Consider the following 13,342-nt stretch of genomic DNA (forward strand, 5'->3'; position numbering starts at 1 on the left):
ACCCTCAGTGATGGATGACGGAGGCACGTTCGACGATGGCGCCAAGACCTTCCGTCGATGGAAGCCCGCCGAATACCTGCATCCCGTCCGCGCCAAGCCTGGATTTCACGAACAGTTCGGCGGCCGCGGCGTCGCCATGCTTCAGCATCTCGGCGGCCTGCAGCGCATGCGCCATGCGGGTGACGAGTGCTCTCGCATGCCCGTCGTCCGGGTATCGAGCACGCAAGCGATCGGCGAGATCGTCCGTGCTTCGGTCATAGACCGGATTGAGGCCCCTGCTCGCACGCAACTCGTCGACGAATGCGTCCCGGCAATTCGCATCGCGTTGTATGGCGCGCAAAACGTCCATGCACATCATGTTCGAGGTACCTTCCCAGATCGAATTCAACGGCGCCTCGCGATAGAGCCGGGCCATCGGATTCTCCATGATGAAGCCGTTGCCGCCATGCACCTGCAGGCATTCATAGGTGAAGGCCGGCGCGCGCTGGCAGTTCCAGAACTTCATCACGGGTGTCGCGACCCGCGCCAGCAATCGCTCGTGTTCGCTTGTCTGCAGGCCGTCGGTCGCGCGCGCGACCCGAAACGCGCCGAGCATCGCCGCCTCGCTCTCGAGCGCGAGGTCGGCGAGCACGTTGCGCTGCATCGGAAGCTCGGACATCGGCTTGCCGAACGCCGTTCGCGTTTGCGCGTGGTTGAGGGCGAGGCTCAGCGCCTGGCGCATCAGCCCGGCGGAGCCGACCGCGAAATCCAGCCGCGTCAGATGGGCATGCGAAAGGATTTCCGCGATGCCGCGGCCCTCTTCGCCAACCAGGATCGACCACGTATCGTGGTACTCGATCTCGCTCGACGCGTTCGACCGGTTGCCGCACTTGTCCTTCAGACGCTGAATGTGGATGCGGTTGGCACTGCCATCGGGCAGCAGGCGCGGCACGAACAGGCAGCTGACGCCGGACTGGGTGCGCGCCAGCGTGTAGAATCCGTCGGCCACCGGCACCGAGAAGAACCATTTGTGGCCGGTGAGCGCATAGATCTCGCCATGCGCGCCGCGCTCGACAAAGCGCGCGGTGGTCTGGGTCTCACGCAGATCGGAGCCGCCCTGCTTTTCGGTCATGGCGTAACCGATGACCGCGGAGCGCTTGGCCTCGATCGGAAGCCGCCGCGGATCGTAGTCCGCCGCCAGCGTTCGCTCCCGCCACAAATTGAATTGCGGCTTGCCGGAGAACCCGGCGATCGCGGCGTACGCCATCCCGGTGGGGCAACCGACGCCGTTCTCGATCTGGTTCCAGAGATAGCTCAGCGCCGCACGCGCCAGATGGCCGTGTGGTTCGCGCGTCGACCAGGCGAGGCTATGCACCTCGCTCCGGAACGCCAGCGCCATCAATTGATGCCAGGCCGGATGAAATTCGACCCAATCATTGCGGTTGCCATACCGGTCATGGGTCAGGAGCTTCGGTTCGTGCTCGTTGGCCAGCCGTGCCGCCTCCTGCACGGATTCGCTGCCGGCATGAGCTCCGAGCGCGGAAAGCTTGTCTTTCGCCCACGGCGCGATCGTCGCGATCAGGCCACTCAGCGCGCGGTCGTCATCGAACGCATTGAAGCCGAGCGCCGGCCGCGCCTGATTGCGTACTTCATGGGTCGCAAACGGAGCGGCTTTCGCTTCAGCGACGGCAACCGGCTGGACGCGCGCGTTCATGCGGAGACTCGCGATACAGGGATGAGTTCAGGCGTGGCGTGGCGAAACAGCATGCGCGCGGAAAGCCCTGCGATCGACTGTGCGATCGCCTTCGCCGCGTCGGAATCGGGGGCCGCTTCGGGCGCAAGGGGACCGACCAGCGCCTCCATGAAGGCGCCGGTCACGCAGGATGCCGCGACGTTCGCGTCGATCTCGACGAACTCACCGCCGGCGATACCGCGCCGAACCAGCCTTGCGATCTGATCGGCCAGGGCCGCCCGGTATTTCAGGCGCGCCGCGTCGATCTCGGGTTCACAGGGTTCGGCGATCAACGCGTACGCCAGGCGGCGGCCGCGCATCGCCCGGACCGCGAAAGTGTAGATCGCGTCGACCAGGCACTGGGACGCCGAGCCTTCCGCCTCGACGATCGCGGCGACGACAGCCACCTCGCGCTCGGACACCAGGGCGAGCACCTGCGCGTACAGGTCCGCCTTGGAGTCGAAGTAGCGATACACGCTGCCCGTGGCCACGCCGGCCCGTGAGGCGATCAGGGCGATCTGGGCGTCCTTCCAGCCACTCAGCGCCACGGCCTCCCTGGCGGCATCGAGAATACGCGCTTTGGTTTCGACCAGTTGGTTGAGGCGAACGGCAGCGATTGCCATAGTGAACCTTAATTCATGAATAAAGGATCATAGTTCATTCTCGGATGAATAGCCGTAGAGGTCAAGCATTGACCCAGCGCGGTCCGCGCAGGGCCCCTTCCCGGGGCGCCGGCGCGCTGCTGGCAAGTCGTCATAGGCTGACCGCGCGACCCGCCGGCCCGAGGGACACGGATATGCGGGGTCTCTCACCGCACAGCCGACGCGCAAGTCCCGCTGACCGCGTGGAACCGGAACAGCGTGGCATCGAGCGAAACCTTTGGGCATCAAAGCAAAAGGCCCGATCGCGATGCGACCGGGCCTGTGAGTTGAGCTTGATGCGGTGAGAAACCCGGTCCCTGCCCGGCGCAGCGGATCAGGCCGCCTTCGCTGTGATCAGAACGTCTTCTACCGGCATCAACACCTCGTTGCCGAGCAGGAAGCCGCGGCAGCTGCGCAGCGAGCGCAGCGCGCGGTTGAAGTCAATTCCGGTCGACACCAGCGCGCGCAGCGTCCGTGGATTGCGGGCGATGCCGCGCAGCACCTTGCGCAGGTCGATGTCGCCGTTCGGCTTCACCGCGGATTTCGCAAGTTCCGGTAGCGCCCGGTGCGCGGGATCGCTGATTACGCGCAATGCGGCAAACGGAATGCGGGCCTTGGCGGCATAGGCCGCCGCGATATGGCTCTCCATATCAACCGCGGCTGCGCCCGTCATCGAGCGCAGAGCGGCCTTGCAGGCCTTTGCCGCGATCACCTCTTCCACGCCGGCGAGACTGCCGCGGACGATCCTGCGGCGCTTCAGCGCGGCGCTGGCGATCATCTCTTCGTTCAGCGCGGATGCGGCCAGGAAACGGGTATCGCCCGACATCACCTCGGTCGCAACCACGACGTCGCCTGACTTGAGCGACGGATCGAGCCCGCCGGCCACGCCGAACGAAATCACGCCACGGAAGGTGCTCGGATCCAGCGTCGCCAGCAACTCACGCAGCTGCTGCGGATCGCTCGAACTGCAGATTACGATCATGCCGGGGCCTGCCGCGATGCGAGCCTCCTGCACCAATCCAGTCACAATCAATACCGGCCGAGGATCAATTCTACTGCCCACGGTCTCGGCGGCCCCCGCCTCAACAATCACATCCCGACCCCTACCACCCTGCTATTGGTGCTTCTCAAATTTCGATACCGCGCCAGCGCCCAGAGCGGAAAGAACTTCGAGTAGCCATGATATCGCAAGTAAAATACCCGCGGAAACCCCGTAGCTGTGTATCGCGGCTCGTCCCACAGCCCTTTTTCCGTCTGTGTTGCCTTTAGGTACTCCACCCCGCGCGTAACAGCGGGATTTTCGACCTCTCCGGCCGCCATCAATCCAAGCAAAGCCCATGCCGTTTGCGAGGAGGTCGAAGGCGCAACTTCATAACCCTTGTAATCCAGGCGGTAACTGACGGCGTCCTCGCCCCAGCCGCCGTCCTGATTCTGGACTGACGCCAGCCAGTCGACCGCCTTCCGAATCATCGGGTCGTTGCGATCGACCCCTGCGACATTTAGCGCCGAGAGCACCGACCAGGTGCCGTAGATGTAGTTCAGGCCCCAGCGGCCGTACCAGGAGCCCTCGGCAAGCTGGGTGCGGCGCAAATAAGCGACGCCGTCAGCCATCGCCTTGTTGCTCTCGGCGGTCTCGCCGAGCTGGCCCAGCATCGAGATGCAGCGCGCGGTGACATCCTCGGTCGGCGGATCCAACAATGCCCCATGATCGGAGAACGGGATGTTGTTGAGGTAATATTCGAGGTTGTTGACGTCGAATGCGGCCCAGCCGCCATCGCGGCTCTGCAGCCCCTCGATCCACTCGCGGCCGCGCGCGATGGACTCATCATATTCCCTGGTTCCGGTATGACGCCGCACGCGATCCATCGCCATCACGACCACTGCGGTGTCGTCGAGATCGGGATAATGGTCGTTGTTGTACTGGAACGCCCAGCCGCCCGGGCGGACGTCCGGCGCCTTGACCGCCCAATCGCCCTTCAGGTCCAGCACCTGGCGCGGCTTCAGCCAGTCGAGGCCCTGCCTGGCCTTGGCCAGGGTGTCGTCGCCGCCCGCTTCCTGCAGCGCATGACAGGCCAGCGCGGTGTCCCACACCGGCGAAACGCAGGGCTGGCAATAGGCCTCGTGTTCGCTAATCACGAGCAGCTTGTCGATGCCGCGGCGGGTGGTGGCGCGCGGCGGGAAATTCTCGTCCTTGCCGAGCGCCTCGTACATCATGACGATGTTGGCCATCGGCGGATAAATCGCGCCCATGCCGTCTTCGCCGTTCAGCCGCTCTTCGGTGAAGGCGAGCGCGGCATCGATCGCGCGCTGGCGCAGGCTCTTCGGAAACATCGGCTCGATTACCCGCAGCACGGCGTCGAGCGAGCGGAACAGATAGAACCAGCTCGCGCTCTGATGCGGCGCCTTCGGCGCCATGCGGACCGATTTCGGATCCTCCAGGAACAGTTCGTCGATGCCGACGCCCTTCGGATTCTTCGCACGCGGCTTCAGCGCGGCAAGCACCATCAGCGGCACCATGGTGGTGCGCGCCCAGTAGGAGATCTTGTTGATGTGGAACGGCGACCACATCGGCAGCAGCATGATCTCGATCGGCAGCACCGGCGTCGCGCGCCAGGTCACGACGCCATAGAGCGCGAGCAGGAATCGCGTGAACACGTTGCTGCCCGAAGCGCCGCCGCGCGAACGGATCGCCTCGCGCGCCCGCGCCATGTGCGGCGCGTCGACGGAATCGCCGATCATCTTCAGCGCGAAGTACGACTTCACGCTGGCGCTCATGTCGAACGGGCCGTCATGCACCAGCGGCCAGCCGCCATGGGCGCCCTGGACGCGGCGCAGATAGTTGCCGATCTTGGCCTCGAGCCCGGCATCGATCGGCTCGGCCAGGTAGTGACGCAGCAGGATGTACTCGGCCGGAATGGTGCTGTCGGCCTCGAGCTCGAACACCCAGTGCCCGTCGGATTGACGGTAGCCGAGCAGCGCTTCGGTTGCCTTGGAGATGCTCTTCTCCAGCGCGACCGGGTCGACTGCAACGCTGTGATCTCTCGCAAGCATTTCGCTCGATATCCTCTTCATCGCGGGCCGGCTGATCGAAAGCCGCGGCCGCTCCAGAGCATGATCCGATTGCTTCGGATCACGTTCTTGTCCTTCTGTTTGGTCGCGTTTTCTTCACGCGAACCGGTAGCCACTTCGCTCGAAAACGCGCCAACAGGTCGAATCTAACGTCTGGCCAGAACCAGATCGGCGGCGCGATCCCCCGATCGCACCGATCCCTCGATGGTTGCCGGCAACCCGGTAGCAGTCCAGTCGCCGGCAAGGAACAGGTTTTTTTGCGCCGTCGCGGGCCCCGGACGCAGGGCATTCTGTTCCGGCGTCGCCTCAAATGTGGCACGGCGCTCACGCACGATCTGCCAGGGCGGCAGGTCGCCGGAAACGCCCGAGGCCTCGCAGATGTCCTGCCAGATCGCCAGCGCGAGCTCCTCGCGCGGCATATCGACTAGGCGGTCGCCGTTGCTGATCGTCACCGACAGCCGTTGCGGGAACGCGAACAGCCACTCCACGAGGCCGCCGACCACGCCGAGAATGGGCGCAGCGTCGCGCGGCGGATCGACGCGGAAATGCGCGTTCACGATGGCGCGGAATTTGGTCGGGGTTTTCAGGCCGGGCAGCAGCGCGGCCGCGGCCCGCGGCGGCACCGCAAGCACGACGGCGTCGTCGGCTCCCAGCGCGACCTTGTCGCCATTGCCAAAATCGAGCTCACTGATGCGATCACCCGACATGCCGAGCGCACGCAATTCGTGACTGAACTGGACGCTGTGGCCGCCCTCCTGCAGCAGCTTCACGGCCGGCTCGATCAGGACCGAGCTCAGGCCGTCGCGCGCGATCAACGGACGGCAGGCCTGCCCGCCCGCGAGCAGCGTCTCGCGCACGATGGCGCCCGCGAGCCCGGCCGAGCCCTCCGGCGGATCGACGTTCAATGCGGCGAGCAGCAGCGGCTGCACCAGGCGGTCATACAGCGTGCCCTTGCAGGGAATGGTGTTGCCGACCAGCGCACCGGTGCCGGCCCAGGCCAGCGGTGCCAAGGCGAGATAGTCGCGCAGGGTCGTATCCGGAACGCGGCGCGCCTCGTCGAACACCCACAGCGGCAGGCGGGAATCGCCGAGGTCGAGCTGCCAGCGCCGGCCGCTGGCAAGATCGACGAACGGAAACTGCGCGCGCGGGGGCCCGACGAGGCCGGCCTCGGTGCCGATCGAGCGCGCGTAGCTCAGCGCATGGCGATTCCCCGACAGCAACAGATGGTTGCCATTGTCGATGGTGAGACTGGTGGCGGCGTCGAAATAGGAGCGGCAGCGGCCGCCGGCCTGCTGCGTCGCCTCATGGACAAACACCTTGTAGCCGCCATTGGCGAGGCGCACGGCCGCGGAGAGGCCGGAAATGCCGGCGCCGATGATATGAACGGTCTTTTGCATCAGATGATCGCGTAACGAAGAAGGATGCCGATCTTGGCGGCCTTGGACACACGTACCGGCGCGCGCGGCGCGGTGAAGCCGCGCGCGATCAGAAGATCGAGAATCGCGCGGTAGTATTTCGACATGATCCGCGGCGCGCGCACGGCGCGGCGCGAATTGCGCTTCATGATCTCGTCGGATTTCTGGAAATGCATCTTGGCCCGCTCGGCCAGCGGCGCGCACACCTTCGGCAGCGCGCGGTCGGCGGTGACGCGGGCCGGATCGTTATTGGTGATGCCGGCGTGCCAGAGCCATTCGCGCGGCAGATAGAGCCGGCCGAGGCCGGCATCCTCGTCGATGTCGCGCAGGATGTTGGTGAGCTGCAGCGCGCGGCCGAGGTGATAGGCGAGCTGGATGCCGTCGTCCTCGGGCAGGCCGAACACGCGCACCGACAGCCGGCCGACCGCGCTCGCGACGCGATCGCAATACAAATCGAGCGTCGCGAGATCCGGCGCGCGGATGTCCTGCGGCACGTCCATCTCCATGCCGTCGACGATCGCGACAAAATCCTCGCGCTTCAGGCCGAAGGTCTTCACCGAGGCGACATAGTCCTTCAGCCGCTCCGGCGGATGCCCCGCATAGAGCGCGTCGATATCGTCGCGCCACTGCTGCAGCGCGGCCAGCCGCTCCGGCCGCGGGCCGTCGGAATCGGCGATGTCGTCGACCTGCCGGCAGAAGCTGTAGATCTGGAACATCGCCTCGCGCTGCGCGCGCGGCAGAATGCGCATCGCGGCGTAGAACGAGCTGCCCGACGCGGTGCTTCCGTAATTTGCGTTGGCCGCCGCCTCCACGCTCATGCGCCAGCCGCCGATTTGGAGACCGCACGCCGTCCGGTCGCACGCCGCGCCGTCTCGCCGGCCACGCCGCCAAGGCTCTGCAGCAGCAGTTCGAGCGGGCTCAGATGCACGCGCTCGCTGAGCGGATCGCGCACCTTCAGCATGTTGACGATCTTGTCGGCGAACGCCTGGATCACGGAGATCTCGAGCCCCAGCCTGAAATCCTTCACCTCGGCGGCGAGCGACTTGCTCTGGTCGAGCAGCGCCTCGGTGCGCACGGCGAGCGCCTGCAGGCATTTGAGCAGGGCCGGCTGCGATTTCGCCTCGCCGAGCATCTCGACGGTCGCGCCCGCGGCGGCCAGGGCATCGCGCGGCAAATAGACACGGTTCAGGTTGCGGTAGTCCTTGCCGCAGTCCTGCAGATGGTTGTTGATCTGCAGCCCGACGCAGAGCGCGTCCGACGCCGCCCAGGTCGAGGTATCCTCGCCGTGCACGTCGAGCATGAACCGCCCGACCGGCATTGCCGAGTACCGGCAATAATCGATCACATCGTCCCAGTTCTCGTAACGCAGCTTGGTGACGTCGAGGCGGAACGCCACCAGCACGTCGAGCGCGTGCCGCGGCGGCATGCTGCGCTCGGCGAACGCGCGGCGCAGATTGACCGCTTCCTTCTGGGTGTCGCCATTGCCAAGCAGCTCGGCCTCCATGAGGTCGAGGTAGCGCAGCTTCTCCTCGGCGGGCAGCGTGGCGTGATCGGCGATATCGTCGGCGGTGCGGACGAAATTATAGAAGGCCAGGATCAGGGCACGATGCCGCGGATGAATGATCCACGACGCGACCGGGAAATTCTCGTCGCGGTGGGTCTTTCCGGATCGCAGGTCGCTCGCGGTGGTCATGGGAAATTTGGGCTACACTGGTCATGGCACGACGCAGGCGCGAAAGGTCAGCGCATGCGGGGGATTTGCGAGCCCCATATAGGGGAATACGCCACCAAAACCAATGCTGTCCGTGACCGCCAGCATACGAAGCCCGTGGCCGGCACACATGCCGAGCACGGGCTTTGCGGCGATCCATGGGGCCCGAACCGGCCTTACTGGCCGTGGGTCTTCAGCACCTGGTCGCAGGCGGAGCTGATCTTGCTGCGGTTCTGCTGCAGGCAGGCGAGAATGGTGAAATCGCCCTGATCGATCACGGCGCGGCAGTGACGCTGCACGTCGCGCGTGCAGGCCTTCTGCTCATCGGGTGTCCCGCGCGTCTGCTGCTGGGCGAAGGCGCTGGAGGAGAGCGGGATCGATAACAGGGCAAGAGCCAAGAGAAATTTACGCATCGTATTCCTTCATTTCCGACAGCAGAAAATCTGTTCCCGAAAAGCGCTTCGGCATGGCCGGGACGGATTTTGGGGATTTGCAGACGCCACGTAACGCGGCAACGGATTGACGACAAGCACCGCTAAATGCGGCTAAATTTGCGGCGCTGTAAACCCCTACATAAGTTATTGATTCGCAATGACGATTTGTGCCATCACTTTGTCGCGTTCGGCTATTGCGGATACCAGTTGCGCAAAGCTACATGCCGTCACGAAGCCGACGGTTTCTGATTCTGTTCGATGACAATATGGGCGCCGCGCGCCGTTTCTGTCGTTTGAACCTAACATTCTTCGGTGACACTAAACCTTCGATGCGGCGAGACGCTTTCTTGCGTAGGAAGCGTTGATTTTGATGGGAAAATTCACGATGAAACGGTTTGGTTCCAGCCTTTATGGTCAGGCTCTCAGGGCTGTGGGCGTCGGCGCCGCACTGATGCTCTCTGCCTCCGCCGTCCACGCCCAGGCCAGCGGGCCGTTTGCCGGTTTTGCCGGCTCGTGGACCGGAACGGGCACGGTGGCGCTGTCCAACGGCACGACTGAACGGATTCGTTGCAAGGCGGATTACAAGGTCGCACCCTCGGGCATGAGCCTGAAACAGTCCCTGCATTGCGCCAGCGACAGCTACAAGTTCGACCTCTCCAGCGACGTCACCAGCCAAGGCGACCGGATCTCCGGCAACTGGAGCGAGGCGAGCCGCAACATCTTCGGCAATCTGCAGGGCACCGCCGGCGGCGGGCGGATCGACGTGTTCGTCGAGGCGTCCGGCTTTGCCGCGAACCTGAACCTGCAGACCAACGGCTCCAAGCAGGTCGTGCAGATCGACTCCAAGGGCGAGATCCGCGGCGTCTCGATCACGATGACGAAGAGCTGACGCTCCCGGCCGATTGCGCCCACAAGACACAAAGGCCCGGTTCCGAACGCTTCGGAACCGGGCCTTTTTGCTGCAGCTTTTTGATCGCTCGTCGATCAGGCCTTTTCGATCGGCGCGGGCTGGCCGCCCCTGCCGCGGAGCTTTTGCGACAGGTTGATCAGGAACATCGAGGTCGGCCGCAGGATGAAGAGGTCCGCGACCAGGGCTGCGACCATCGAGAACGCGCTGAGCCAGCCGAACAGGCGCAGCGACGGCAGGTCGGAGAACACGGTGACGACGAGACCGCAGGCCAGCACCACCGTGGTCAGGATCAGCGCAGGACCGACCAGGACGGTGGCGCGCTCCACCGCAAGTTCCGGCGTGACGCCCGGCTTGGTCTCGAGCCGCAGGCGATTGAGGAAGTGGATGGTGGCGCTGAGGCCGAGGCCGAACGAGACGGTAAGTGCCACGACGCTGGCGAATTGCAGCCCCTCCCCGAGCAGCCACAGCACCGTGCCCGACAGCACCACCGGGAAGATGCCCGGCAGGATGCAGGAGAACATCACCACGATCGAGCGGAATGCGAGCCCGATGAAGATCGCGACCAGCAGGAATTCGATGGTGAGGCCGTGGTTGAGCTTTTCGATCATGCTGGCGCTGTTGCGTGCGGCAATCACCGACAGACCCGTGACCGCGATCTCGTAGCCGGGATGCTCGGCGCGCACCTTGTCCAGCGAATGATCGAGTTTGTTCACCACCGGAAGCAACTGGCTCGAGTCCACATCCGGGACGCGGCCCGACACCACGACAGCATCCTGATTCTTGTCGATGAACCGGCGCACCAGGTGTTCGGGGATCAGGTCGACATATTCCTTCAGCGTCGCGACATCATTGCTGCCGGCCTTTTCGGCGAGCCAGCGCCGCAAGGTCTCCAGCGACCAGACGTTGCCGACGCCGGCAGAGTCCTCGACCATTGCATGGACATCGGCAATCGTCTTCAAGGTCTCCGGCGAGTACAGCGATTGCCCCTTGGGGAATTCGATCAGCACATCGACCGGATTGGCGCCGGTCAGCTTGGCGTCGAGCCGGCTCGACGCCGCCACCGCCTGCCGCTTGTCCGGCACCTGATCGGCGAGCCGGTAGCGCGGCTCGAGATTGGCGTAGATGATGCCGAGGCCGCCGACCACGATCAGCGCAAGCAGGCTGAACAGCCCGGGACGGCCGACCATGCGCACCGCGATCCAGTAGCAGAAATTGCGCAGCGCCTGTACGCCGGCATCCGCGCTCTGGAACTTGACCGCAAAGATCTTCTCGTTGCGCACGAACAGGACGCCGAACACCGGCACCAGCGACAGCACCGCGATCAGCGCGATGATGGTCGCCGCAAGCCCGGCCTCGCCGAACTTGCGGATCAGGTCGGAATCCGAAAACTGCAGCGCGATGAAGGAAATTCCGGCCGTGCCGTGCGTCAGCACGCAGGCCGGGCCGACCACCAGCACCGCATTCTTGAACGCGGTGAACTTGTCCTGCCCGGCGATCAGCCGGTCGCGCGCCGCGAATGTCAGCTGCATCGAGTCGGAGAAGCTGATCACCATGATGAGCGGCGTCATCACGTTGAGGAACATGTTGAGATTGAAATTGGCCCAGCCGAGGCCGCCGAGCGCGAGCAGGATCGCAATCATCGGCGGGAATGCCGCCGCCACCATGAAGGATATCTTGCGGAAGAAGATGATCGCGATGATGCAGCCGGCGAGAATGCCGAGGATGTTGTAGGTCAGGCCGTCGCGCTCGACCGCGTTGCGGATCTCGAGCTGCATGACCGGCACACCGGACAATTGCGCATTGAGCCCGCTGCCGCCGAGGTCGTCGGCCATAATCTTCCTGATGTCGCCGACCACCTTGCTGAGCTTGTTGCTGCCGACCACCTCGGGCTCGAGCGATAGCACGATCAGCGCGAGCGTTCCGTCCTCCGACAGCAGCTTGCCGCGGATGATCTCGTTGCTTTTGACGGTCTCGACGAATTTGTCGTAGGCCACGCCCTCGGGCAGCTCGTTCGGGAACAACGCCGCCGGCAGCTTGCCTCGCTCCGGCGCCTGGCGCGCGGAGAACAGCGACACCAGGCCGCGCACGCCCTCGACGAGTTGCAGATCCGTGACCATGTCACGCAGCTTGCCGAGATTGTCGCGCTCGAGCAGCGTCTTGCCTTCGACCACGACGAGCACGTCGAACTCGGTCGCCGGGAAGCGCTTGGTCACCGCCTCATACTGCTTGTAGTCCTTGGATTCGGAACGGAACAGCTGCGACAGCGAGTCGTCGATCTTGATCCGGTGCACGCCGAACACGGCGCCGATCAGCAACAGAACGAGGACGATGCAGGACAGGATCGGCGCCCGCATCGGGATCAGGCCGAGACGCTCGATCCCGAACGCGATGCTGAGGCCCGACCGCGGCTCTTCGATCTTCTCGACGTGGACCTGACTTTCGGAATTCTTTTCGAGCATGCCCTGTCCAGTTCTGAAAACGGCTCAATCTGTCTAGCTTGGGTCTAGGGGCGCGAATGAGGCGGGTGAGCGCAACTGATCGGCGCTAGTCCTTGAAAACACGCGAATATTGACCGGCGCCGGTTTTACCTGCCCGACCCTTTGCTCGCAAGCGCGAGGGGCGAGGCAAATCGACAGGGAACCGCCGATCCCCGCCATTAAGTATCTGATTTGTCACACCCTGGTAGCGCATTCCTCGACGATCCACCGCCGCTTTCATCTTTCAAGGCGACCCCTGTGATCTGGCGTGCCAGGCCCTCGCGCACAAGCCACGAAATCCTGAATGCGGCCTCCGCATAGCTCAGCCCGGCATGGTGGATGTTGGAGATGCAGTTGCGGTCGGCGTCGGTGAGACCGATTCGCGGCGCGAAGGTGAGATAGGCGCCGAGACTGTCGGGAGCGGACAGGCCCGGCCGTTCGCCGATCAGCATCACCAGCATGCGCGCGCCGACGATGGCGCCGATCTCGTCACCGAGCGCGACCCGCGCCCCGGACGCTGCGATCACCGCGCCGGCCTCGATCTTGTCGGCCGCAAGGCGCGGCACGAGATGCCGGATCAATTCGACGGCATGCACATTGACCGCCGTCGGCGACAGGCCGTCGCCGATCACGATGGCGCAGGGGCATGCGGTGATGCCACAGTTCTCCAGCGACCGCCGCGACGCAGAATCCAGCATGCGCCCGAGATCGGGCCGCCGCAGATAGTCGCGCCGGCTGTGCGCCTGGCTCGACACCTCAAGCGGCGTGATGCCGAGGCCGGCAAGACCGGCCGCGATCCCGCTGACATCGAAGGCGGCGTGGACGGCGTCGCGGGCGCGGGCATGGTCGAGCGTGAACGACAGCAGCGCATCGGTCGGCAGGCTGGCCCCGGACCGGCCAAGGCCGACGCGCGCCGGCGTGAGCTCGCGCAGATCGGCAAGCGAAGGGGACGTGGGCGCCGGCGGTGTCGTCAT

The 13,342-nt window shown here is 64.8% G+C and carries 11 protein-coding genes; 1 reads left to right on the plus strand and 10 read right to left on the minus strand.

The window, feature by feature from the left end:
• Positions 1-4 precede the first annotated feature (4 nt).
• The 8 genes from Q2M23_RS04880 to Q2M23_RS04915 form a co-directional block, all read right to left on the minus strand.
• Positions 5-1,693: an acyl-CoA dehydrogenase family protein gene (locus Q2M23_RS04880; protein ID WP_316394674.1), complete on the minus strand. Its 1,689-nt coding sequence runs from the start codon at positions 1,691-1,693 to the stop codon at positions 5-7.
• Positions 1,690-2,334 (minus strand): TetR/AcrR family transcriptional regulator, encoded by a 645-nt coding sequence (locus Q2M23_RS04885; RefSeq protein WP_057015695.1) that lies wholly within the window; start codon positions 2,332-2,334, stop codon positions 1,690-1,692. Before Q2M23_RS04885 ends, Q2M23_RS04880 begins: the two co-directional genes overlap by 4 nt.
• A gap of 352 nt (positions 2,335-2,686) precedes the next feature.
• Positions 2,687-3,445 (minus strand): phosphorylase, encoded by a 759-nt coding sequence (locus Q2M23_RS04890; RefSeq protein WP_076833044.1) that lies wholly within the window; start codon positions 3,443-3,445, stop codon positions 2,687-2,689.
• Positions 3,442-5,403 carry a squalene--hopene cyclase gene (shc, locus tag Q2M23_RS04895; protein ID WP_253640303.1) on the minus strand — a complete coding sequence of 654 codons (1,962 nt, stop codon included), beginning with the start codon at positions 5,401-5,403 and terminating at the stop codon, positions 3,442-3,444. Before shc ends, Q2M23_RS04890 begins: the two co-directional genes overlap by 4 nt.
• A 164-nt stretch (positions 5,404-5,567) precedes the next feature.
• The gene (hpnE, locus tag Q2M23_RS04900; RefSeq protein WP_253640304.1) at positions 5,568-6,818 is read right to left on the minus strand and encodes a hydroxysqualene dehydroxylase HpnE; all 1,251 of its coding nucleotides are present in this window, start codon (positions 6,816-6,818) and stop codon (positions 5,568-5,570) included.
• Complete coding sequence (hpnD, locus tag Q2M23_RS04905) at positions 6,818-7,654, minus strand: presqualene diphosphate synthase HpnD (RefSeq protein WP_076833035.1); 837 nt, start codon at positions 7,652-7,654, stop codon at positions 6,818-6,820. The genes hpnE and hpnD overlap by 1 nt, the downstream gene beginning before the upstream one ends.
• The gene (hpnC, locus tag Q2M23_RS04910; protein WP_316394682.1) at positions 7,651-8,529 is read right to left on the minus strand and encodes a squalene synthase HpnC; all 879 of its coding nucleotides are present in this window, start codon (positions 8,527-8,529) and stop codon (positions 7,651-7,653) included. The genes hpnD and hpnC overlap by 4 nt, the downstream gene beginning before the upstream one ends.
• 194 nt (positions 8,530-8,723) lie before the next feature.
• Positions 8,724-8,960, minus strand: a complete 237-nt coding sequence (locus tag Q2M23_RS04915; RefSeq protein WP_057015701.1) for a hypothetical protein — start codon at positions 8,958-8,960, stop codon at positions 8,724-8,726.
• Positions 8,961-9,366: 406 nt separating this feature from the next.
• Here Q2M23_RS04915 and Q2M23_RS04920 point away from each other — a divergent pair, with 406 nt between their 5' ends.
• A complete protein-coding gene (locus tag Q2M23_RS04920) occupies positions 9,367-9,870 on the plus strand; it encodes a hypothetical protein (protein ID WP_028331723.1) in 504 nt (167 codons plus the stop codon).
• Between the two features lie 95 nt (positions 9,871-9,965).
• On the opposite strand, the gene Q2M23_RS04925 is transcribed toward Q2M23_RS04920, so the two are convergent.
• Positions 9,966-12,350, minus strand: coding sequence for an efflux RND transporter permease subunit (locus Q2M23_RS04925; protein WP_316394687.1), 2,385 nt, complete (start codon positions 12,348-12,350; stop codon positions 9,966-9,968).
• 197 nt (positions 12,351-12,547) lie between these two features.
• Entirely contained in the window at positions 12,548-13,342 is a 795-nt protein-coding gene (eutC, locus tag Q2M23_RS04930) for an ethanolamine ammonia-lyase subunit EutC (protein WP_316394689.1), read from the minus strand.

Origin of the sequence: Bradyrhizobium sp. 33ap4, from assembly GCF_032654765.1 — a bacterium.
GTDB lineage: Bacteria > Pseudomonadota > Alphaproteobacteria > Rhizobiales > Xanthobacteraceae > Bradyrhizobium > Bradyrhizobium australafricanum.